Annotated in this window: 18 protein-coding genes and 1 tRNA gene; 2 read left to right on the top strand and 17 right to left on the bottom strand. The window is 62.5% G+C overall.

Features of this window, described 5'->3' with window-relative positions; genetic code table 11:
• Positions 1-1,283: 1,283 nt before the first annotated feature.
• Positions 1,284-2,414, bottom strand: a complete 1,131-nt coding sequence (locus tag ACIQLI_RS06615; RefSeq protein WP_400386377.1) for a tyrosine-type recombinase/integrase — start codon at positions 2,412-2,414, stop codon at positions 1,284-1,286.
• Positions 2,415-2,500: 86 nt separating this feature from the next.
• Positions 2,501-2,582, bottom strand: a tRNA-Leu gene (locus ACIQLI_RS06620).
• A 198-nt stretch (positions 2,583-2,780) separates the two neighbouring features.
• On the opposite strand from ACIQLI_RS06620, the gene ACIQLI_RS06625 reads away from it, so the two are divergent.
• On the top strand, positions 2,781-3,386 hold the full coding sequence (locus ACIQLI_RS06625; protein ID WP_026540371.1) for an ANTAR domain-containing response regulator: 606 nt from the start codon (positions 2,781-2,783) through the stop codon (positions 3,384-3,386).
• A 150-nt stretch (positions 3,387-3,536) separates the two neighbouring features.
• On the opposite strand, the gene pyk is transcribed toward ACIQLI_RS06625, so the two are convergent.
• From pyk to hisI, 11 genes are all read right to left on the bottom strand, one after another.
• Positions 3,537-5,030, bottom strand: coding sequence for a pyruvate kinase (pyk, locus tag ACIQLI_RS06630; RefSeq protein WP_089594632.1), 1,494 nt, complete (start codon positions 5,028-5,030; stop codon positions 3,537-3,539).
• 54 nt (positions 5,031-5,084) lie between these two features.
• On the bottom strand, positions 5,085-6,542 hold the full coding sequence (locus tag ACIQLI_RS06635; RefSeq protein WP_400386381.1) for a glutamate synthase subunit beta: 1,458 nt from the start codon (positions 6,540-6,542) through the stop codon (positions 5,085-5,087).
• Entirely contained in the window at positions 6,535-11,148 is a 4,614-nt protein-coding gene (gene gltB / locus ACIQLI_RS06640; RefSeq protein ID WP_400386384.1) for a glutamate synthase large subunit, read from the bottom strand. Before gltB ends, ACIQLI_RS06635 begins: the two co-directional genes overlap by 8 nt.
• Before the next feature lie 259 nt (positions 11,149-11,407).
• Positions 11,408-12,562, bottom strand: a complete 1,155-nt coding sequence (lgt, locus tag ACIQLI_RS06645) for a prolipoprotein diacylglyceryl transferase (RefSeq protein WP_400386387.1) — start codon at positions 12,560-12,562, stop codon at positions 11,408-11,410.
• A 20-nt stretch (positions 12,563-12,582) separates the two neighbouring features.
• Positions 12,583-13,395 (bottom strand): tryptophan synthase subunit alpha, encoded by an 813-nt coding sequence (trpA, locus tag ACIQLI_RS06650; protein ID WP_400386390.1) that lies wholly within the window; start codon positions 13,393-13,395, stop codon positions 12,583-12,585.
• Positions 13,395-14,771, bottom strand: coding sequence for a tryptophan synthase subunit beta (gene trpB / locus ACIQLI_RS06655; protein WP_400386393.1), 1,377 nt, complete (start codon positions 14,769-14,771; stop codon positions 13,395-13,397). The genes trpA and trpB overlap by 1 nt, the downstream gene beginning before the upstream one ends.
• A gap of 114 nt (positions 14,772-14,885) precedes the next feature.
• A complete protein-coding gene (gene trpC / locus ACIQLI_RS06660; protein ID WP_354225664.1) occupies positions 14,886-15,704 on the bottom strand; it encodes an indole-3-glycerol phosphate synthase TrpC in 819 nt (272 codons plus the stop codon).
• A gap of 2 nt (positions 15,705-15,706) precedes the next feature.
• The gene (locus tag ACIQLI_RS06665) at positions 15,707-15,979 is read right to left on the bottom strand and encodes an HGxxPAAW family protein (RefSeq protein WP_354225662.1); all 273 of its coding nucleotides are present in this window, start codon (positions 15,977-15,979) and stop codon (positions 15,707-15,709) included.
• Between the two features lie 132 nt (positions 15,980-16,111).
• The gene (locus ACIQLI_RS06670; protein WP_400386397.1) at positions 16,112-16,717 is read right to left on the bottom strand and encodes a Trp biosynthesis-associated membrane protein; all 606 of its coding nucleotides are present in this window, start codon (positions 16,715-16,717) and stop codon (positions 16,112-16,114) included.
• Positions 16,714-18,297, bottom strand: coding sequence for an anthranilate synthase component I (locus tag ACIQLI_RS06675; RefSeq protein WP_354225658.1), 1,584 nt, complete (start codon positions 18,295-18,297; stop codon positions 16,714-16,716). Before ACIQLI_RS06675 ends, ACIQLI_RS06670 begins: the two co-directional genes overlap by 4 nt.
• A gap of 57 nt (positions 18,298-18,354) precedes the next feature.
• Positions 18,355-18,771, bottom strand: a complete 417-nt coding sequence (hisI, locus tag ACIQLI_RS06680; protein ID WP_400386401.1) for a phosphoribosyl-AMP cyclohydrolase — start codon at positions 18,769-18,771, stop codon at positions 18,355-18,357.
• Between the two features lie 89 nt (positions 18,772-18,860).
• Between hisI and ACIQLI_RS06685 the strand changes: the two genes are divergently transcribed.
• Complete coding sequence (locus ACIQLI_RS06685; RefSeq protein ID WP_207597537.1) at positions 18,861-19,505, top strand: TIGR03085 family metal-binding protein; 645 nt, start codon at positions 18,861-18,863, stop codon at positions 19,503-19,505.
• A 60-nt stretch (positions 19,506-19,565) separates the two neighbouring features.
• Here ACIQLI_RS06685 and hisF read toward each other — a convergent pair whose 3' ends face one another.
• From hisF to ribH, 4 genes are all read right to left on the bottom strand, one after another.
• Positions 19,566-20,342 (bottom strand): imidazole glycerol phosphate synthase subunit HisF, encoded by a 777-nt coding sequence (hisF, locus tag ACIQLI_RS06690; RefSeq protein WP_089594622.1) that lies wholly within the window; start codon positions 20,340-20,342, stop codon positions 19,566-19,568.
• A gap of 47 nt (positions 20,343-20,389) precedes the next feature.
• Positions 20,390-21,250: an ATP phosphoribosyltransferase gene (gene hisG, locus ACIQLI_RS06695; protein WP_089594621.1), complete on the bottom strand. Its 861-nt coding sequence runs from the start codon at positions 21,248-21,250 to the stop codon at positions 20,390-20,392.
• 82 nt (positions 21,251-21,332) lie between these two features.
• Complete coding sequence (locus tag ACIQLI_RS06700) at positions 21,333-21,596, bottom strand: phosphoribosyl-ATP diphosphatase (protein ID WP_024820576.1); 264 nt, start codon at positions 21,594-21,596, stop codon at positions 21,333-21,335.
• A 113-nt stretch (positions 21,597-21,709) separates the two neighbouring features.
• Positions 21,710-22,195 carry a 6,7-dimethyl-8-ribityllumazine synthase gene (gene ribH, locus ACIQLI_RS06705; RefSeq protein ID WP_207597207.1) on the bottom strand — a complete coding sequence of 162 codons (486 nt, stop codon included), beginning with the start codon at positions 22,193-22,195 and terminating at the stop codon, positions 21,710-21,712.
• Positions 22,196-22,203 lie beyond the last annotated feature (8 nt).

Raw genomic sequence — 22,203 nt, forward strand, 5'->3', positions numbered from 1 at the left:
TCAGTGGACTCCCGCAGCGCGGACAATTTCGTGCAATGGAATTGTCAGAAGTGAACCCATGCGGTCATTTGCCCGCATTGCTATAGATGCGACATCTCACCTTCTCCGAAGGAGCATCGGGTAGTGCCCCGCTGGTACCTGGGCCCATCCTTGCGAAACGGATTACTGGTCCGCAGTTCTGAAAATATTTCCCCCGCAACCTCTTCTGGGACTCGGCCGGCATACACCGGCCGAGAGTTGATCGGCCTCGCAGCAGCTGCCTGCCACAGCTGAGTGGGGCGAATTCCTGACAGCACCTGGTTCAGAAGATCCGATACCTGCCGCTCATGGCTGCGGCGATCATCGAGCCGTGCACGGTAGGCACGCCCGATCTCCCCCTCATTCATGTACACGGTTCGGGATCCCGAACGGCATGGTGCCTAGATGGAATCGCCGACCATCACCAGATGCGGCGTCTCAAAGCTTGCAGGCACCGGCATAGCGACTACTGGAGAACCTCCAATGTCACCTTGGTCGTTCTGCAAAGTTGTGAACTGAAGCCATGTAGGGGCGGATGAACATGCAGATGCGCCCACCCCAAGAGCATCCTTTGAACAGCGTCGGACCAACCTTCAACCCGAAGATGTTGTTTGCGGCGCTGCTAGCCCTGTCCTCTATACCGCCATAACAATGACCCCTCTGCCGACATTGACCATCGCCGATATCCTTGGCGAGTTCTTCCGGCTCCTTGGTTTCTGCTTCTCATGAAGAGGCGACTTCCAATCGATGTCTGTCCGATCGGTCACATGCTGATCCACAGCTGCCTGAATCATCGAATACTCAACGGTGAGGGCGGAAGCCCCAATGCTCCGTGCAACGGTGTGTATACCACGATGCAGTCCTACACTGGCCGAGCCCAAGGCCCCAAGTCGACGGTCAGGGCTGGCAATATCGTCATGTTGCGACGGTACTACTGCAAATGAATAGGAGAGGGCGAAGCAACTGGAAGAGGACGGCATGGACTTGGAATTCTTTGAACCTGCGGAAGCTGCAACGCTAATGCGGTGCAGTGAAGGCTGGCTCCGCGATGGCGCCGCTGCCGGTCGGTTCCCGCACGCATGCTGGGGTAAGGGAAAGATCGTCTTCACATCCGAGCACATTGCAGAGATCGCCCGGCTAAGTGAAGTCTTGCCCGGCGCTCACCCCGCGACCGCCCCACGCGGCGGAACAACCAGCACCAGACTAATCGGCGCAAGAGCCCGCAACCGCATGGCTTCGTAAGGGAACCCGAAAAGCTCAGCGCACTAACGCATAAATGCCGACACAGAACGCTCAGTAGCATCTGCCCCAGCCTGCAGTGCCTCGGGCATCAGGTGCCCATAAACTCCCTCTGTTGTCCTGGTTGACGCGTGCCCCAACCGACGCGAGATCGTGAAGATAGGCACACCGTCCTGGATCAGCCACGAAGCGTGCGTGTGCCGCAGATCGTGAATGCGGGGGTTCTTCCGCAAGCCGCGTTCTTGCGCAGCCTTGACCGCCGGCATCCAGTAGTGGTGCCAGTACAGCTTGTGAACGATTCGCTCACCTTTGGGCGTTGTGAAAAGCAAGTCGCCACCAAGGCGCCCGGCCACCAACGGGATCAGCAAATCAACAAGCGCCGGATTCAGCCCGATAGTCCTCTTGCCGGCGCCCGTCTTTGTCGGCCCAATGTAGAACTGGTTCTTCCCGTCACGCTTCCACGCCTTGTTGATCCGTGCCGTGGCCGGCTTCCCCAACAAATCAATGTCCGCGACGGTCAGTGCCGTGGCCTCACCAAAACGCGTCCCTGTCATGACCAGGAAGTTGGTGAAATCGCGGTACCGCTCCCCCATCCCGTCCATAATCAGGCCGAACTCCGCATGGGTGAGGAACATCATTTCGTCCTCGGCCTTCTCAACGCTCGGCAACTGCACGCCGCGGCAAGGATTGCGGGTGATGTACCCCAGCATCTCCGCAGTGTTCATCGAAGCAGATATCAGCCCATGCACATTCTTGATCGTCTTCGGTGAGCGACCCTTGGCCATCATCGACTTCACCCAGTAGGCAATCATCCGATAGTCGAGCTTGTCGACGGGGACGTGCCCGATGACCTTTTTCACATGGAGATCAAGCATCGTCTGATACGTCTTGACGGTCCCGCTGGACGGCCGGATCAGCAGGTCGATGTGCTCCTGAATGACTTCGCCAACCGTGGGTATCTTCGCCCTGTTGTCTAACAGTGCCTGCTGCGCGATTTCGAAGGATTGACCGTTCGCATCGAGCAACCGCTTGAGCGTTTCAGCCTCATGCGCGGAGTCGACAGTGATGCCCTGCTGCTTCCGGATCTTGGGGTCGCGCCAGACCACCATGAAGGACGAAGAGCCGTCCTTTTTGACGCGTTTCCGGATACTAGCCACATAAAAATGCTAGTTCCGTGTCAACAGATTTGGGGGTTTTGTCAACAGTCAGGGGCCATATAGGCCCCTGACCTGCGACAATACAGTGCCCGAGGTGGGACTCGAACCCACACACCTTTCGATACTGCATTTTGAGTGCAGCGCGTCTGCCAATTCCGCCACTCGGGCGCGGATTACCGGGAAGTTAAATCTCGCTGACTGCTCTCATTTCTGTGAGCAACGCGATCCTTTCCCAGCACGCGAAACTACTCTACATGCAGATAGGCTGATTCAAAGAACCGGGCGCGCTGATGCAACAAAAACCAGCCATCAAAGAGTCCACACTAAGATGGACATGAACCCGCCGAACCTTTTCAAGGAGATCCCGTGACCGAACAGACGGAGTCCACACCCACAGCCCAGCCGGCCCGACGCGTTGTCGTAGCCGAGGATGAGACGCTCATCCGCCTGGACATTATCGAGATTTTGAAGGGCGAGGGGTACGACGTCGTCGGCGAGGCAGACAACGGCGAGAAAGCTGTGCAGCTGGCCGAGGAACTGAAGCCTGACCTTGTCCTCATGGACGTGAAGATGCCCGTGATGGACGGCATCTCGGCGGCTGAGAAGATCGTCAAGGCACGCATCGCGCCTGTTGTCCTGCTGACTGCTTTCAGCCAGAAGGAACTGGTGGAGCGGGCACGCGACGCCGGTGCCATGGCTTACGTCGTCAAGCCGTTCTCCCCCGCGGACCTGATCCCGGCCATTGAGATTGCTCTCTCCCGCCATGAGGAAATCAAGGCCCTTGAGAACGAGGTTTCCGACCTCCAGGAGCAGTTCGCCACGCGCAAGCTTGTAGAGCGCGCCAAGAGCCTCCTGACCACCAAGATGGGCCTGACGGAGCCGGAAGCTTTCCGCTGGATCCAGAAGACCTCCATGGACCGTCGCCTCAGCATGCGCGAGGTAGCCGAAACCATCATCAACCAGGTCAACTAACCTCAAGCAACGCACGACGGCGGCCGCTCACCTCACGCGAGGTAGGCGGCCGCCGTCGTACTCACCAAAGCCGTCGCGCTCCCCTAAAACCAACAAAACAAAAGCGGGCCCCGCCAAACAGGCGGGACCCACTTTCACAAACCGAAGAAACTAGCTCTTGGTCTTGGACTTCTTTTCCGGCCACGGGCCAACAGGTTCCTTGCGGGAACCGTCGTCAACCTTGGAGGTATCGGCGAGGTCGCCCACCTTGTGGACCTTCAGCGAGTTCGTGGAACCGGCCTGTCCTGGAGGGGAACCGGCAGCGATGACAACCAGGTCGCCTTCGTCCACAAGATCCATTTCCAGCAGGCTCTTGTCCACCTGTGCGGTCATCTCGTCTGTGTGGCCCACGGAGGGAACCAGTACCGGCTGGATGCCCCAGGTGAGGGCGAGCTGGTTCCACACGTGCTCCACAGGCGTGAAGGCGAACACAGGCTTGACGGGGCGAAGACGCGAGAGGCGTCGTGCCGAGTCACCGGACTGGGTGAAAGTACAGATGTACTTGGCATCCAGCTGATCCGCGATTTCGACGGCGGCACGGGTGATAGCGCCACCGCGGGTCTTGGGCTTGGTGCCCAGCGGGGGGACGCGCTCGAGGCCGTGGACTTCGGTGGACTCGATGATCCGGGCCATGACCTTGACGGTTTCGATGGGGTACTGGCCCACGGAAGTTTCGCCGGAGAGCATGACTGCATCGGCGCCGTCGAGCACTGCGTTGGCGCAGTCTGAAGCCTCGGCGCGCGTCGGACGCGGGTTGTCGATCATGGATTCCAGGACCTGGGTGGCCACGATGACCGGCTTGGCCCAGCGGCGTGCCAGTTCAATGGCGCGCTTCTGGACAATCGGCACCTCTTCGAGCGGCAGTTCGACGCCGAGGTCACCACGGGCAACCATGATGGCGTCGAAGGCGTCGATGATTTCGTGGAGCTGCTCCACTGCCTGCGGCTTTTCGATCTTGGCGATCACCGGAACGCGGCGGCCTTCTTCGTCCATGATCTCGTGGACGCGCTTGATGTCTGAGGCATCACGCACGAACGAGAGGGCGATGAGGTCGGCGCCGCGCTTGAGGGCCCAACGGAGGTCGTCCTCGTCCTTTTCGCTCAAGGCGGGGACGTTGACGGCAACACCGGGCAGGTTGATGCCCTTGTTGTTGGAAACCTTGCCGCCAACAGTCACGGTGGCAACTACCTTGACGTCGTCAACCTCGATGGCGCGCATGGCCACCTTGCCGTCGTCGATCAGCAGGGCATCGCCCACGTTGACGTCTTCTGTGAGGCTCTTGAGCGTTGTGGAGCAGATGTCCTTGGTGCCGGGCACATCTTCGGTGGTGATGGTGAAGGTGTCGCCGACGGCCAGCTCGTGGGGCCCGTCAACAAAACGGCCAAGACGGATCTTGGGTCCCTGGAGGTCAGCCATGATCGCAACGGGCTTGCCCAGCTGCGCCGCAGCCTTGCGGACGTTTTCGTAGGTGATGTCATGCACGGAGTAGTCGCCGTGGCTCATGTTCATGCGAGCAACGTCGACGCCGGCCTCCAGCACCGCGAGGGTGTTGTCGAAGCTGGAGATAGCCGGGCCGAAAGTTGCCACAATTTTTGCGCGTCTCATATACCTACCCTAAGTAGTTCATGCTGATTGAGTAAAAGGTTGTTCCTGCCGGCGCTATAAGACCGCTATCGCCCGGTCGGTGGGGGCGACCGGTGCCGGGAGAATGGTGCTTCCCATCAGGAACTTGTCCACTGCGGCCGCACATGCACGGCCTTCCGCAATGGCCCACACAATCAGTGACTGGCCACGTCCGGCATCGCCGGCAACAAACACGCCCTCGGTGTTCGTCATGTAGTAGCCGTCGCGGGCAACGTTGCCCCGACCGTCGAACTCTGCGCTGACCTGCTCCGTGATTCCTGCCGGCTCAGCGCCGGTAAAGCCAAGGCTCAGGAAGACAAGGTCAGCTGGGATGATCCGTTCTGTACCGGCCTTGGGCAGGCGTTTGCCGTCCACGAACTCGGTTTCAGCAACTTTGACGCCGGTGAGTTTGCCGTTTTCTCCAACGAACTCAACGGTTGAGGCAAGGTAGGTACGCTCGCCGCCTTCTTCGTGGGCGCTGGCGACCTCGAACAGGGTGGGGAACGTCGGCCACGGCTGGTGTCCTGCACGTTCCGACGGCGGCTGCTTGCCGATCGCGAGCGTGGTCACCGAAGCGGCCTGGTGGCGGTGGGCGGTGCCGATGCAGTCAGCACCGGTATCGCCGCCACCAAGGATGACAACGTGCTTGCCGCGGGCATCGATGTGGTTTTCGGGGTTCTCCCCTGCCACCATACGGTTCGAAGGAACCAGGTAATCCATGGCGAAATGGACACCCTCAAGGTCACGGCCCGGGATGGGCAGGTCACGCGGCACAGTGGCACCGGTGGCGACTACGACGGCGTCGTAACGGCGGCGCAGCTGCTCCCAGGTCACATCCGTACCAACAGCGACGCCGGTCCGGAAACGGGTGCCTTCGGCCTTCATCTGCTCCAGGCGGCGGTCAACCTGGTCCTTCTCCATTTTGAAGTCGGGGATGCCGTAGCGGAGCAGGCCGCCGATCTTGTCGTCACGCTCGTACACGGCAACGGTGTGGCCGACGCGGGTCAGCTGCTGTGCCACGGCCAATCCGGCCGGGCCGGAACCCACCACGGCCACTGTCTTGCCGGTGAGGCGCGTCGGCGGCAGGGGCTGGACCCAGTCGTTATCAAACGCCTGGTCGATGATCGAAACCTCAACCTGCTTGATGGTCACAGCAGGCTGGTTGATGCCCAGCACGCAGGACGCTTCGCAGGGAGCAGGGCACAGACGGCCGGTGAACTCCGGGAAGTTGTTCGTGGCGTGAAGGCGCTCAATAGCTTCTTCACCCTTGTCCCGCCACACGAGGTCGTTCCACTCGGGAATGAGGTTACCCAGCGGGCAGCCCTGGTGGCAGAACGGAACACCGCAGTCCATGCAGCGGCCGGCCTGGCTCTTCAGGACGCCCTTTTCCTGGGCTTCGTACACTTCTTTCCAGTCCATGATGCGGACGGGAACGGGACGGCGTGGCTGCGTTTCGCGCTGCCGGACTTTCAGAAATCCGCGTGGATCAGCCACCGGTTACCTCCAGGATTCGTGACCATACTTCTTCACCATCGGGGTCAAGGCCCTCTTCAATGGCGTCGAGGCGGGTTTGCAGGACTGCGGCGTAATCGCGCGGCAGCACTTTGGTGATGCGGGCGGCGGTGTCGTCGAAGTTCTCGAGCAGACGACCGGCCAGGACGGATTCGGTTTCCTCAACATGCTTGGTGAGCAGGCCGTGAACGATTTCGCGGTCCTCGGCGTCGAGCTCCAGGAGCTGGAGTTCGCCGGTATCGAGGGCCATCTTGTTGACACGCTCGGGCTGCAGGTCCAGCACATATGCCGTACCACCGGACATGCCGGCACCGAAGTTACGGCCGGTGCGGCCGATGATGAGAGTCTGCCCACCGGTCATGTACTCGCACCCGTGATCGCCAATACCTTCGACGACGGCGGTCGCACCGGAGTTGCGGACCAGGAAGCGTTCGCCCACCTGGCCACGCAGGAACATCTCGCCGCTGGTGGCACCGTAGCCGATGACGTTGCCGGCAATGACGTTGCGCTCTGCCTGGAACACGTTGGTGCGGTCCGGGCGGACGATGATGCGGCCGCCGGAAAGACCCTTGCCGACGTAGTCGTTGGAATCGCCGAACATCCGCAGCGTGATGCCTGCGGGCAGGAACGCTCCGAGCGACTGGCCTGCGGTGCCGTTGAGCGTGACGTCGATGGTATCGGTCACCAGGACATCGATGCCGAACGTCTTGGTCACCACGTGGCCCAGCATCGTACCCACGGAACGGTCCGTGTTGATGACGTCCAGGGTGATCTTGACGGGCATGCGGTCGCTGAGGGCTTCCTGGGCCATGGTGATGAGCCGCTGGTCAAAGTGCTTGTCCAGCTCATGGTTCTGGCCGGTCATGTTGCGCAGCGGCACGTCGTCGTCGAACTCCAGCCCGTGCAGGATGGGATCCAAGTCCAGCCCTTCGGCCTTCCAGTGGTTGATCGCTTCGCGGGTGTCCAGCACCTCGGCGTGGCCGATGGCCTCTTCCAGGCTGCGGAAACCGAGTTCTGCAAGGATTTCGCGGACTTCTTCTGCGAGGAACTCGAAGAAGTTGACCACGAACTCGGGCTTGCCGTTGAACCGGGAGCGGAGCTCGGGGTTCTGTGTGGCAACACCAACGGGGCAGGTGTCCAAGTGGCAGACGCGCATCATGATGCAGCCTGAAACCACCAGCGGGGCAGTCGCGAAACCGTATTCTTCGCCACCCAGCAGGGCGGCAATGACGACGTCGCGGCCGGTCTTGAGCTGGCCGTCCACCTGAACCACCACGCGGTCGCGGAGACCGTTGAGCATGAGGGTCTGCTGGGTCTCGGCCAGGCCGAGCTCCCACGGGACGCCCGCGTGCTTCAGCGAGTTCAGCGGCGAGGCCCCGGTACCGCCGTCGTGACCTGAAACAAGTACGACGTCGGCCTTGGCCTTGGTGACGCCGGACGCCACCGTGCCGATCCCGACTTCCGAAACCAGCTTCACATGCACGCGGGCCGAAGGGTTGGCGCGCTTGGCATCGTAGATGAGCTGCGCGAGGTCTTCGATCGAGTAGATGTCGTGGTGCGGGGGCGGGGAAATAAGTCCGACGCCAGGGGTGGAGTGACGCGTCCGGGCAACCCAGGGGTAGACCTTCTGGGCCATCAGCTGGCCGCCTTCGCCGGGCTTGGCACCCTGGGCCATCTTGATCTGGATGTCGTCGGCGTTGGTCAGGTACAAACTGGTGACGCCGAAGCGGCCCGAGGCGATCTGCTTGATGGCGGAGCGGCGCTCAGGATCCAACAGGCGGTCAACGTCCTCGCCACCTTCACCGGTGTTGGACTTTGCGCCCAAACGGTTCATGGCAATGGCCAGGGTCTCGTGCGCTTCCTTGGAGATGGAGCCGTAGCTCATGGCGCCGGTGGAGAACCGCTTGACGATGCTGGAGACGGGCTCCACTTCCTCGAGCGGAACCGCAGGCCGAACACCGTCCTTGAACTTCAGGAGCCCACGCAGGGTCATCAGGTTCTCGGACTGGTCATCAATGCCCTTGGTGTAGGACTTGAAGATGTCGTAGCGGCGTTCGCGGGTAGCGTGCTGCAGGCGGAAGACCGTCTCGGGGTTGAAGAGGTGCGGTTCGCCGTCGCGGCGCCACTGGTACTCGCCGCCGCCGAGCAGCGGCTGGTGCGGGTGCTCGATGCCACCCTCCGGGTAGGCCATCTGGTGGCGTGCGGAAACTTCGGCTGCGATGACATCAAGGCCGACGCCACCCAGCTGGGAGTGGGTGCCGGAGAAGAATTCGTCCACGAGTTCCTGGGACAGGCCCAGTGCCTCGAAGGTCTGGGCGCCGGTGTAGGAAGCCACCGTGGAGATGCCCATCTTGGACATGATCTTCAGGACACCCTTGCCGAGGCCCTTGATGAGGTTGTAGACGCCGTCTTCTGCAGTGACGCCGGTGACGTCGCCGTTGGAGATCAGCTGTTCCACCGATTCCATGGCCAGGTACGGGTTGACGGCAGATGCGCCGTAACCGATAAGTACCGCCACGTGGTGCGTCTCGCGGACATCGCCGGCCTCAACAACAAGTGCTGTCTTGGTGCGGTTGGCACTGCGGAGCAGGTGGTGGTGGACGGCGCTGACCAGCAGGAGCGAGGGAATCGGCGCCCACTGGGCGTTCGAGTCACGGTCGGAGAGCACCACGTACTGCACGCCGCGGTTGATGGCCCCGGAAACCTGTTCGCAGATTTCGGTCAGGCGTGCACGAAGTGCCGCTTCTCCACCCTCGGGGCGGTAAAGTCCGCGGACCTTCATGGCGATGCGGTCGCCGTCGGGCGTCTCGATATTCGCGATCTTGGCCAGCTGATCGTTGTTGATCACGGGGAACGGCAGGGAGATCTGCGGCTGGCGGACCTGCTTGCCGTCCAAAAGGTTGCCGTTGGGTCCGATGGCGCATTTCAGGGAGGTCACCAGCTCTTCGCGGATGGCATCCAGCGGCGGGTTGGTGACCTGGGCGAAGGACTGCACAAAGTAGTCGAACAGCAGGCGCGGGCGCTTGGAAAGGACAGCGACAGGGGTGTCAGAGCCCATGGCACCCAAGGGCTCGGCACCGGTGCGGGACATGGGTCCGAGGAGGATCTTGAGTTCTTCGGTGGTGTACCCGAACGTGCGCTGGCGGATGTTGACCGACGCAGCGGTGTGGACCACGTGCTCGCGCTCAGGGAGCTCGTTGATGTCGATCAGGTTGTCCTTGAGCCATTCGGCCCACGGGTTTGCAGCAGCGACCTCGGCCTTGACCTCGGCGTCGTCAATGATGCGGCCGGCTTCGGTGTCCACCAGGAACATCTTGCCGGGGGCGACGCGGCCTTTCTTGACCACGTTGGAAGGCTCTACCTCGATCACGCCGACTTCGGAGGCGAAGATGATGAGGCCGTCTTCGGTGATCCAGTAGCGTCCCGGGCGCAGGCCGTTGCGGTCCAGCGTTGCCCCAACGAGGTTGCCGTCGGTAAACGAGACTGCAGCCGGTCCATCCCACGGCTCCATGAGCAGTGAGTGGTACTCGTAGAAAGCACGGCGGGCAGGATCCATGGTGGCGTGGTTCTCCCACGCTTCCGGGATCATCATCATGATGGAGTGCGTAATGGGACGGCCTGACAGCCACAGGAGCTCGGCAACCTCGTCGAAGGAAGCGGAGTCCGAGGCACCGGGTGTGCAGATCGGGTACAGCTCTTCGGGAACCGAGCCCAGCAGCGGGCTTGCCAGCTGCGATTGGCGCGCACGCATCCAGTTGCGGTTGCCCTTGACTGTGTTGATCTCGCCATTGTGCGCGATGGTGCGGAAAGGCTGCGCCAAGGGCCACGACGGGAACGTATTCGTGGAGAAGCGCGAGTGGACGATCGCGAGCTTGGTCTTGAAACGCTGGTCCGAGAGGTCCGGATAGAACGGCTCCAGCTGGGCAGTGGTCAACATGCCCTTGTACACAATGGTGCGCGAGGACAGCGATGGGAAGTACACGCCGAACTTGTTCTGGGCACGCTTGCGGATACGCCAGGCGCGGGAGTCCAGCTCGTTGTGTTCCAACTGCTCGCCGGTGGCGGAGGCGAAGAACGGCTGCGAGAAGTACGGCATACAAGCCCGTGCCATGGCGCCTACGAGGTCAGCGACCACGGGAACCTCACGCCAGCCGAGGACTGTCAGGCCCTCATCAGCGGCAAGGGCTTCAATGCCGGCCTTGGCGGTCTCCGCCTCGCGGGACTCAGCAGGAAGGAAGGCAGTGCCCACCACGTACTGGCCGGGAGCAGGCAGTTCGAATTCGGTGACGGCCCTGAAGAACTCATCCGGAACCTGCATGAGCAGGCCCGCACCGTCGCCAGTACCTTCGTCGGCGCCCACGGCGCCGCGGTGTTCGAGATTGCGGAGGGCGGTCAGGGCCGCTTCCACGATGTCGTATCCCGGTTCCCCGCGGAGCGTGGCAATAATGGCCAGGCCGCAGGCGTCCTTCTCCGTATCAGGGTTGTAAAGACCCTGGGCCTCCGGGAGCGCGGCAAAGCGCTTGAACGGAGACATGGCACCCTGAGGTTCGATATTTTCGGACCAACCGGGGTTATGAAGATGGGTCATGGGAGACGTCCTTCCTCGAGATCGTGCGTATGGAAGGGACAACGTTGGCCCCACCTTGCCTGCCCTGTGACGGGCACAACAAAGCGCTAGTAATTGGAATTGTAGGCCAGCCGATCCAGCGCAACGAACAGTTACGCAGACCTCTGGCCCCGGCTTGACCAGTGAACATCGGTGTGCTGCGGTCCGGTTTCCGGGGTGCCACGACGCTGTGGACTGGGCCCTACGAGCGGTGACTCTGTTGCCCCTTTACCGAACGTGACTACTTGGTGTCGTCAGCCTTCGGCGTGGATCCGGGGGCCTTCCTTGCGGCAGTTGCAGCAGATGTGGAATCCGTGGCGGACGTGGTGTCCTTTTCCGGCTTCCCTACTGTTTCCTGCGGCTCGTCAACGTGGCCCGAATCGCTTTGGTTATCAGGGAGATTACCACGCGAACCAGTATCTGAGACAGATGCGTCCACATCATGACTGGTGACGCTCGTCACCGGCATCGGCTCTTTTTCGGCCTTCTCTTCCGGCTCGCGCCCCGCCAAATAAGGGGTATCGGGCACCGGACGTCCGCGTCGGCCAAGGATGAAGAAGATGGCCAGTGCTGCAATGAAGACAAAGATGCTGGTCCACACGTTGAGCCTGGTGGTAATGCCAAACAGGTTGATTTGTTCAGCATCATCGATGCGCAACGCCTCGATCCACACACGGCCCAGGGTGTAGTACACCGCGTAGAGCCAGAAGAGCCGTCCCCACCGGAAGTTGAACTTCTTGTCCAGCAGCAGCAGGATAGCCACGCCCACCAGGTTCCACAGCATCTCGTAGAGGAACGTGGGGTGGAACAGCGTGCCTGCAGCCATATCCGGCGGGAAGTTCGCGTTGGCGGGATCAATCTCCAGTCCCCAAGGCAGGGTGGTCGGCGCCCCGAAGAGTTCCTGGTTGAACCAGTTCCCCAAACGGCCGATTGCCTGGGCCAGGAGGAGTCCGGGCGCTGCTGCGTCCAGGAAGGCCGTCAGTTTGACGCCCGCCCGGCGGCAACCAATCCATGCGCCTACCGCACCCAGGATGACGGCACCCCAAATACCCAGTCCGCCTCGCTGTATCTGCGGAATCAGGGACAGGTCCCCGGTACCGTCAAAGCCCGGACCGAAGTACGCGTCAGGCGAGGAGAACACGTGGTAGAGCCGGCCGCCGATGATGCCGAAAGGAATTGCCCAGATGGCTATATCCCACAGGCTGCCTTCGGGAGCGCCGCGGCGCTTCCATCGGGCTGACGTCAGCCACAGGCCAACGATGATGCCCGCCAGGATGCAGAGGGCGTAAGCGTGGATACGCAGCGTCCCCCACGGCAGCGGAATGTCGAAACCGGACCACGACGGGCTCGGGATACTCATGGGGACCATTGCCGCGGCGTGGAGGACGGTCTGCATACGCTTCGCTGTTTCCTTTTCTAGGCTTCTGCAGCTGCGCGGCCAAGGCCGGCGCTGAGGTTCTTGGTGAGTTGCCCTACAGCGTCCACGCCGCCATCGCGGAGGGCCGCCACCAGGGCGGTTCCAACGATCACGCCGTCAGCATAGGCAGCAATTTCGCGGACGTGGTCCGGGTTGGACACGCCCAAACCGACGCACACACGCTCGGCTCCGGCAGCGTGCGCCCGGGCCACCACATCTTCAGCGCTGCTGCTGACAGAGGTGCGCGTTCCGGTGACGCCCATGATCGAGACAGCGTAGACGAATCCACGGCTTGCCTTGACGGTCATGTCCAGCCGCTCAGGGGTGGAAGAAGGTGCCACAAGGAACACCCGGTCCAAGCCGTACTTATCCGAGGCCTCGAACCACTCATGAGCCTCGTCAGGGACCAGATCGGGGGTGATCAGCCCTGCTCCCCCGGCTTCGGCCAGGCGACGTGAGAATTCATCGACGCCCAGGCGCATGACCGGGTTCCAGTAGGTCATGACCAGCACGGCCGCATCGGTAGCGGCGGTGATGCCGGCAACAACGTCGAAAACGTTGCTGACACGGAATCCGTTGGCGATCGCCTCGGTGGTGGCTGCCTGGATGACCGGGCCGTCCATCACGGGATCGGAATACGGGATGCCGATTTCGATAAGGTCAGCGCCATTGCGGGCCAAGGCGATGCCCGCCTCGATGCTCTCCTGGACCGTGGGGTACCCCGCAGGAAGGTAGCCGACCAAGGCGGCGCGGCCTTCTGTCTTGGCACGATCGATGGCGGCAGCAGATTTGCTGGCGAATTCTTCAGTCATCAGTTCTGGTCCTCGTTGACATCCACGGCTGCATCGGACGTGCGCTCGGTGGGGCCCTTGGGCTTACGTGTAGACAACGTAGTGCCCTTGACGTGCCCTTCTTCATCCAACATGTTGAACCAGGCCGCGGCTGTTTCCACGTCCTTGTCTCCACGACCGGACAGGTTCACGATCACCGTGACGTCGGAAGGGTTTTCCTTGCCTTCGGTCAGCCGGTGGCCGATCTTGATGGCGCCGGCCAAAGCGTGCGAGGACTCGATGGCAGGAATGATGCCCTCGGTCCGGCACAGGAGGCTGAAGGCGTCCATCGCTTCGGTATCCGTGACGGCCTCGTACGTGACGCGCCCAATGTCGGCCAGGTACGAGTGCTCCGGACCCACGCTGGGGTAGTCCAGGCCCGCCGAGATGGAGTGGGACTCGATGGTCTGGCCGTCTTCGTCCTGCATGAGGTAGGAACGGGCGCCGTGAAGGACGCCGGGACGGCCAAGGGAGATCGCAGCCGCGTGGCGGCCGGTTTCGACACCCTCCCCGCCGGCTTCAAAGCCGTAGATCTTCACGGATGAATCGTCAAGGAAAGCGTGGAACAGTCCGATTGCGTTGGACCCACCACCGATACATGCGGCAATGGCATCGGGCAGCTTGCCCGTCTGCTCCAGGATCTGGCTGCGGGCTTCTTCGCCGATGACTTCGTGGAAGTAGCGGACCATGGCAGGGAACGGATGCGCCCCGGCTGCGGTACCCAGAAGGTAGTGGGTGTGCTCCACGTTCGAGACCCAATCGCGCAGGGCGTCGTTAATGGCGTCCTTGAGTGTCTGGGAGCCGTTGGTCACGGGCACCACGGTGGCACCAAGCAACTGCATGCGGGCAACGTTCAGGGCCTGGCGCCGGCAATCCTCGGCACCCATGTACACCACGCACTCGAGCCCCAGCAGGGCAGCGGCAGTGGCGCTGGCAACGCCGTGCTGGCCGGCGCCGGTTTCCGCGATGACACGGGTTTTGCCCATGCGCTTGGCGAGGAGGGCCTGGCCCAGGACGTTGTTGATCTTGTGGGACCCGGTGTGGTTCAGGTCTTCGCGCTTGAGGAAGATGCGTGCTCCCCCGGCGTGCTCTGAGAAGCGCTTGGCTTCAGTGAGCAGGGAAGGCCTGCCGGAGTAGTTCTTGTTGAGGTCCTTGAGCTGAGCGATGAAATCGGGGTCAGCCTTGGCCTTCTCGAAGGTGTCCTGGACTTCGTCGAGGGCGGCGATGAGGGACTCGGGCATCCAGCGTCCGCCGTAGTTGCCGAAGTAGGGCCCGGAGGCGTTGCGCAGCGAAGGGCCACCTTGCAGGAATGCGTCAGCCGCATTCTCTTCTGAGCCGGCTGTTGGCGCGTCGACCATCAGTCTCACCGTCCTGTTCAAGTTAGTTCATTGGGTAGTTCCACGTGCCACAAGGCAGCCGCAGGCTCAAGCCCGGGCTGCCTTGCGGCTGTTCGCCGTGATTCAGTGACTGCCTCAGTTCCTCACGGCGATGGCGGCAGCTCCAGCTGCCTTGAATTCGGTGATGCGTTCGCGCGGCGTGGAGTCGCTGACCAGCGCCTCCCCCACCAGGATGGCGTTGGCGCCGCCCGCGGCGTAATGCGAGACGTCGTCCGCGCCCCTGACACCCGATTCGGCCACGATGACGGCCCCGGCAGGAATCAATCCGGCCAGGGAACCGAAAACCGAGCGGTCGACGTCGAGCGTCTTGAGGTTGCGGACATTGATGCCGATGATCTTGGCCTGGGCCGCGACGGCGCGTTCGATCTCTTCTTCCGTGTGGGTTTCCACCAGCACGTTCATGCCGAGCTCGTGGCTCAGCGCGCTGTACTCGGCGAGTTCCGCGTCGGACAGCGCCGCGACAATAAGCAGGATGAGGTCGGCGCCGTGGGCACGGGCTTCCCAGATCTGGTACTCGTCCACCGTGAAGTCCTTGCGCAGCAAGGGAACATCGACGGCGGCACGGACGGCATCGAGGTCGGCCAGCGAGCCGCCGAAACGGCGCTGTTCGGTCAGGACGCTGATGACGGAAGCTCCGCCGTCGGCGTACTGCACCGCCAGGGAGGCGGGATCCGCGATGGGCGCGAGGTCGCCCTTGGAGGGGCTGCGACGCTTGATTTCTGCGATGACCTTGAGGTCGTTGCGGACGGATGAGGGACCGCCCAGGGCGGCCCATGCATCGTGGGCCGGGGCGGCACCTGCGGCGCGGTCCTTCAGCTCCGCAAGGGACACGAGACGGCTGCGCGTCTCCATCTCCTCCTTGACGCCAACAATGATGTCATCAAGAACGGTCACGATTAGTGGCCGTTGTTCTGCAGCTTGCTGCCGCCAACTCCGTAGCCCGCCTTGCGCATGACGAAGCCCACGATCAGGCCGATGACCATGACAACCAGTCCACCGATGAAGATCGGGGTACTGGCGATGACGAACGCGATGGAGGAAATCAGGGCACCGACCAGCATCACAAGTACGCAGGTCCAGGCAGCCGGGCTGTTTCCGTGGCCGATGGCGTCAGCGTGGCTGGCCATGGTGGATTCAGTTTGGTTTGCGGACACTGTGGTTTTGCTCATGTGAAATCTCCTCAGGATGAATACTGCTTACATTCTGCCATTTATTGGCGGCGTCCGGGACATCGTCCGACGTCAGGACAGGCGTGTGGGCTTTTGTTGCGCCGCACCCGCCCGCGAGCCCCCTATGGCTGGCTACGTGGGGTCCTCACCGCGTGAAAGGCTGTCCCAACTGTCAATCTCGTCGACCGGTTCGTTGCTGCTCTTCCGTCCCCGCGCGCCGGCGTCGTACTTGGTCCGCGAGGTCCAATGGCGGCCGGCCAGAGGCAAGGCAACAGCGCACAGGGCCAGCAGGGCTCCAGCCACAATGGCCACCACCGGGAACGCTGTGGAGGCAGCGTCAGCCTGCCCTCCGGAAACGCCTGTTGCCGCCGCAATGGCCCCTTGGGCGGCACCCAGCGGGTCAAGCAGGACGGTGATTGCGGCAAGGATGATCCCTGCCGCTGACAGGACAATGAGGACCGCGATGATCCAGCGCGCGATTTTTCCGGCGATGGACGCTGCCAGTCCGCCGGCCAAGGCGACCACCGCGAGTGCGGTCACCGCAGTGGCTGCCTTGCTGCCTTGGACGTGGAGGTCGCTGTTGGACGCTCCGGTGGGGTCCAGCCGGACCTCGATCCAGGTCTGCGTGGTGGCGCCGAATACCGCCAGGGCAAGGATGGTGGTGGCCAGGACCAGCGTGGATTTGCGTGCCCAGCGCGGCGGCTGCCTGACGGGAGACGCTGACGGTGCCGTGCTCATGAGGCGGAGGTCCCGTCGTCGTGGATGTCTGTAGTTCCTACCGTCTCTGCGGAAATGTTCTGCAGCGATCCAGCGGTGTGGACGGCCCGAAGGGGCGCGGCCGCCTTGTTCACTGTCTCCAGCGCTTCGGATGGCTTGTGCGAATCGGCCACGATTCCACCGCCGGCCTGGACATAGGCGCGGCCCTCACGGAGCAGGGCTGACCGGATGGCAATCGCCATGTCCATGTCACCGGCGAAGTCCAGGTAACCCACCACGCCGCCGTAGATGCCACGCCGGTGGGGTTCCAGTTCGTCGAGCAGGCGCAGCGCGCGGGGCTTGGGAGCACCGGACAGCGTGCCCGCCGGAAACGTTGCTTTGAGGACGTCGTAGGCCTTGGCCTGGGGAGCGAGCTCCCCCACCACGGTGGACACGAGGTGCATGATGTGGCTGAACCGCTCGACTTCCATGAACTGCGTGACGTCCACCGTTCCTGCCACACAGACCTTCGACAGATCGTTGCGCGACAGGTCCACCAGCATGAGGTGCTCGGCCCGCTCTTTTTGGTCAGCAAGCAGTTCAGTCGCCAGGGCCTTGTCCGCCTCAACGGTCTTGCCACGGGGACGCGAACCGGCAATGGGGTGGGTAATGACTTCCTGCCCGGTGACCGTCACAAGCGCTTCCGGTGATGAACCCACAATCGAGTATTCGCGGCCGTCCGCATCCTCCAGGCTGAAGAGGTACATGTACGGGCTCGGGTTGGTGTTACGCAGGACGCGGTAAACGTCCAAGGGGTCTGCCGCGCACTCCATTTCGAAGCGCCGCGAGATCACCACTTGGAAAACCTCGCCGTCAACAATGGCTTCCTTGCCGCGGTCGATCGCCTCGAGGTACTTGGCTTCATCCCAACGTTCCTGCACGCTGGAAGCGAAGTCCAGGGCGGCGGTTTCCAGCACGGAGACCGGCTGGGCCACAGGGGTGCTGATCTGGTCCAGCAAACCCTTCACGCGGGCGACGGCGTCATGCCAGGCGTCGTCCACGCGCTCAGAGCTGTCATCAAAGTTGATGGCGTTGGCAATCAGGAGGACGGTGCCGTCCATATTGTCGTGAACGGCCATGTCCGTGACCAGGTTGAGTGCCATCTCAGGCAACTGCAGGTCGTCTTCGGGAGGGGACGTCAGCCGCTCCCAGTGACGGACAGCTTCCCACCCGAGGAAGCCCACCAAACCGGACGTGAACGGCGGCAACCCATCAAAGCGGTCAGTTTGGAGCGCCGCAATGGTGTCCCGCACCGCGTCAACGGGGTTACCCGAGACGGGAACACCCACGGGCGGCTCACCAATCCAGTGGGCCTGTCCGTCTTTGGTGGTCAGCGTGGCACGGGACTTGGATCCGATGAAGGAGTAGCGCGACCACGCGCCGCCAACCGCCGCGGATTCCAAGAGGAATGTTCCGGGCTGTCCCTTGGCCAGCTTCCGGTACAAGCCAATGGGAGTCTCGGCGTCTGCCAGGACCTTGAGTCGGACAGGGATGACACGGCTGTGGACGGCGAGTTCGCGGAACTCTTCCAGGCCCGGGCTGATGATTCCAAGGTCCTGCATGGCTATGTTCTCCGCCTTTTGTCTGAGGTGGTGCGTCAGTGGAAAGTAGTGGGTGCCTTAGTCGCGGTGGCCCGTAACGACTGTGAAGTCGCGACCATCGAAGCAGGTCCGGGTGCCGGTGTGGCAGGCTGCGCCGATCTGGTCCACGCGGATCAGGAGGGCATCGCCGTCGCAGTCAAGGGCGACAGACTTCACGAACTGTACGTGTCCGGAGGTGTCGCCCTTGCGCCAGTACTCCTGCCGGGAGCGCGAGTAGAACGTCACGCGTCCCGTGGTCATGGTGCGGTGGAGCGCCTCGTCATCCATCCAGCCGAGCATGAGGACCTCGTTGGTATCGTGCTGCTGCACGATCGCGGCGACGAGCCCGGATGAATCACGCTTGAGGGCGCTGGCGATCTCCTGGGGCAGGGGGCCTGCGGGGTCGCTGGAGAGCTCCACGGCGGGAGAGTGGCTGGGGGCGGACTGCTCTGACATCAGATCAAGTCTAGTGCCTTTGACGGGAGGCGGATTCTGCGGCGGTTCCAGTGCGCAAGAGCGCCCCGATCGTGCTAGTTTCACAAGTGATGCATTTCGTCGATCCTTCCCGAGAAGTACTGGCCGAAACCCTGCTGGCGGCCGGACCTGACTCCCCCACGCTCTGCGAAGGGTGGCAGACGCGGGATCTTGCTGCGCATTTGTATCTGCGCGAACGGAAGATTGCAGTGGGTTTGGGCCTTCTGATTCCCAGTTTGGGCAAGGCCTCGGAAAAGGCCACCTCCAAACTTGCAGCCAAGCTCAAGAGCCCTGACGCCTACGCGGACCTCATCAAGACGTTCCGCGCCGGCCCTCCGGCCCTCTCCCCCTTGAAGATCAAAGCCCTGGATGAGACGTCCAACCTCATTGAGTACTTTGTCCACACCGAGGATGTCCGCCGCGCCGGCGACCGTTGGGCGCCCCGGGCACTCGATGAAGCGTATTCAGATGCCCTCTGGGACGACCTCATCAAACGGGCTGCCTTCCTGTACCGCGGCGTAGACCTCGGCATCGTGCTGGTACGCCCCACCGGGCCGCGGCATGTCGCCAAGCGCGCCCCCGTTTCCGTCGCCATTGTAGGCGAACCGGGCGAATTGCTCATGCATGCGCACGGCCGCACCAGCCAGGCTTTGGTTACCTTCGAAGGCCAGCCGGACGCCGTCGCGCTGTTGCAGTCAGCCGACATCGGCCTCTAAACAACAAAGGGAGGGTCACCTGCACGGTGACCGTCCCTTTGCTTTTTAAATCTCAGTGGATCAGCGGACTTCGAAGCCGGCCTCGCGGATGGCGGCCTTGACCTGGGCAATCATGTCGTCCGGCCCGAAGTGGAACACGGAGGCGGCCAGTACGGCATCAGCTCCTGCTTCTACGGCGGGCGGGAAGTGTGCCGGCTCGCCGGCGCCGCCCGAGGCAATAATCGGAATGTTCACCGCAGCACGGACCAAGCGGATCAATTCAAGGTCGAAGCCGTCCTTGGTACCGTCGGCGTCGATCGAGTTGAGCAGGATTTCGCCCACACCCCGGTCCGCTGCTTCCTTGGCCCAGGCGATGGCGTCGATGCCGGTTCCGGTGCGGCCACCATGGGTGGTCACTTCAAAACCGGACGACGTCGGGACATCACCTTCGCGGGTACGGCGCGCATCCACGGAGAGCACCAGGACCTGCGAGCCGAAGTGACGGGTAATTTCGTCAATGACCTCCGGACGCGCAACAGCCGCCGTATTGATGGACGCTTTGTCCGCGCCGAAGCGCAAGAGCTTGTCCACCTCGGCCACGCCACGAACGCCACCACCCACAGTGAGGGGAATGAAGACTTCCTCAGCCGTGCGGCGGACGACGTCGAACGTGGTTTCGCGGTTCCCGGAAGAGGCGGTGACGTCCAGGAACGTCAGTTCATCGGCCCCGCCATTGTCGTAACGGTGCGCAAGTTCCACCGGATCACCGGCGTCGCGAAGGCCTTCAAAGTTGACGCCTTTGACGACGCGGCCTGCGTCGACATCAAGGCAGGGTATGACGCGGACGGCTACAGCCATGTGCTGCTCCTCAGTTCTGCTGGGGCTCTACTCGATCACTGCGTGGGCTAGATGCGGCAGGCGTGGATGCTGCTGACCAGGATGGCGCGCGCACCGAGGTCGTAGAGCTCGTCCATGATGCGGTTGGTTTCCTTCTTGGGAACCATGGAACGCACGGCAACCCACTCGGAATCACGCAGGGGCGATACCGTGGGCGACTCAAGGCCGGGAGTCAGCGCAGCGGCATCTTCCACCAGGTCCTTGCGGATGTCGTAATCCATCAGCACGTACTGGCGGGCCACCAGGACGCCCTGGAGCCGGCGGATGAGGATCTCGATTTCCTTGGCAGTACCGTTGGCTGCTCCACCTGAACCGGAGCGGCGGATGAGCACGGCCTCGGACTTCAGGATGGGATCGCCAAAGATCTCCATGCCGGCTGCTTTGAGGGTGTTGCCGGTTTCAACGACGTCGGCAATAGCGTCCGCGACACCGAGGCGTACGGAGGACTCCACAGCACCATCCAGTCGAACCACCGTGGCGTTCACGCCGCGCTCGGCGAGGTAGTCGCGCAGGAGGCCGTCATAGCTGGTGGCCAGGCGCTTGCCTTCAAGCTGTTCGACGCCGGCAAAGTCACCTACCGGACCGGCGAAACGGAAGGTGGATGGCGCAAAGCCCAAGGGAAGTATTTCCTCGGCTTCGACCTTCGCATCGAGCAGGAGATCCCTGCCGGTAATGCCGACGTCCAGCGTTCCTTGACCCACGTAAACAGCGATGTCACGGGGACGGAGGAAGAAGAACTCAATGTCGTTGTCGGGATCCACCATGACCAGCTCGCGGGTATCGCGGCGTTGGCGGTAACCGGCCTCGGACAACATGGCCGAGGCGGCTTCGGACAGGGATCCCTTATTGGGGACTGCTACACGGAGCATGGGGAGACTTTCTTGTTGGAAGGGAGGTTTTCAGGCACCGGGCCACGCAGGGGCTCCACTACAGGCAAGTGGAGTGGCGTGGCTAGAGATGCTTGTAAACGTCCTCCAGGGTGAGGCCCTTGGCGAGCATGAGGACCTGCAGGTGGTACAGCAACTGGGAGATTTCCTCAGCGGCGGCTTCGTCCGATTCGTACTCCGCGGCCATCCAGACTTCGGCGGCCTCTTCGACCACCTTCTTGCCGATGCCGTGGATTCCGGAGTCCAGTTCGGCAACCGTGCGCGAGCCTGCCGGGCGGGTCGCTGCTTTCTCACTCAGTTCTGCGAACAGCGTCTCGAAATTCTTCACGCCCTCCAGACTACTTGCTCCGGGGCGGACACCGCTTGTTGGGGCGTTGCATGACGAAGGGGATGTGAGTGAAGACACACCCACATCCCCTTGAGTGCCCGCAGGCAACGGCTTTAGCTGAACTGCTTCAGCGTCACTGCCGTGGCGAGGGCCGCCGTGACAGCTTCGTGGCCTTTGTCTTCCTTGGAACCGGGCAGGCCTGCGCGGTCCAGGCCCTGCTGCTCGGTGTCACAGGTAAGGACACCGAAGCCCACCGGAACGCCGGTGCGGACGCTGACATCGGTGAGTCCCGACGTCGCGGCTTGGCATACGTAGTCAAAGTGCGGTGTCCCGCCGCGGATGACTACGCCGAGTGCCACCACTGCGTCGAAGTGCGGTGCGAGCCTGGCGGCGGCGACAGGAAGCTCAAAGCTGCCCGGGACCCGCAGGAGTGTGGGCTCGGCAATACCGGCTTCCTTGGCGGCGCGAAGTGCGCCATCCACCAGTCCGTCCATGATCTGTGTATGCCAGCTTGCCGCCACAATGGCGAGCTTGAGCTGCGAGGTTTCCTCAGGGTTGAGGGTAGTGAGGTCAATAGTGGGCGCGCCGTGTCCGCTCATGGTGTGCT

The organism is Paenarthrobacter sp. NPDC091669 (genome assembly GCF_044756725.1).
In the GTDB taxonomy this organism is placed as follows: Bacteria; Actinomycetota; Actinomycetes; order Actinomycetales; family Micrococcaceae; genus Arthrobacter; species Arthrobacter bambusae_C.

What these genes read in the sequence shown, in the direction of transcription:
- pyk (WP_089594632.1), bottom strand. Translation starts at nt 5,030, where the DNA reads ATGAGACGCGCAAAAATTGTGGCAACTTTCGGCCCGGCTATCTCCAGC.
- gltB (WP_400386384.1), bottom strand. Translation starts at nt 11,148, where the DNA reads ATGACCCATCTTCATAACCCCGGTTGGTCCGAAAATATCGAACCTCAG.
- lgt (WP_400386387.1), bottom strand. Translation starts at nt 12,562, where the DNA reads ATGCAGACCGTCCTCCACGCCGCGGCAATGGTCCCCATGAGTATCCCG.
- trpA (WP_400386390.1), bottom strand. Translation starts at nt 13,395, where the DNA reads ATGACTGAAGAATTCGCCAGCAAATCTGCTGCCGCCATCGATCGTGCC.
- trpB (WP_400386393.1), bottom strand. Translation starts at nt 14,771, where the DNA reads ATGGTCGACGCGCCAACAGCCGGCTCAGAAGAGAATGCGGCTGACGCA.
- ACIQLI_RS06665 (WP_354225662.1), bottom strand. Translation starts at nt 15,979, where the DNA reads ATGAGCAAAACCACAGTGTCCGCAAACCAAACTGAATCCACCATGGCC.
- ACIQLI_RS06670 (WP_400386397.1), bottom strand. Translation starts at nt 16,717, where the DNA reads ATGAGCACGGCACCGTCAGCGTCTCCCGTCAGGCAGCCGCCGCGCTGG.
- ACIQLI_RS06675 (WP_354225658.1), bottom strand. Translation starts at nt 18,297, where the DNA reads ATGCAGGACCTTGGAATCATCAGCCCGGGCCTGGAAGAGTTCCGCGAA.
- hisI (WP_400386401.1), bottom strand. Translation starts at nt 18,771, where the DNA reads ATGTCAGAGCAGTCCGCCCCCAGCCACTCTCCCGCCGTGGAGCTCTCC.
- ACIQLI_RS06685 (WP_207597537.1), top strand. Translation starts at nt 18,861, where the DNA reads ATGCATTTCGTCGATCCTTCCCGAGAAGTACTGGCCGAAACCCTGCTG.
- hisF (WP_089594622.1), bottom strand. Translation starts at nt 20,342, where the DNA reads ATGGCTGTAGCCGTCCGCGTCATACCCTGCCTTGATGTCGACGCAGGC.
- hisG (WP_089594621.1), bottom strand. Translation starts at nt 21,250, where the DNA reads ATGCTCCGTGTAGCAGTCCCCAATAAGGGATCCCTGTCCGAAGCCGCC.
- ribH (WP_207597207.1), bottom strand. Translation starts at nt 22,195, where the DNA reads ATGAGCGGACACGGCGCGCCCACTATTGACCTCACTACCCTCAACCCT.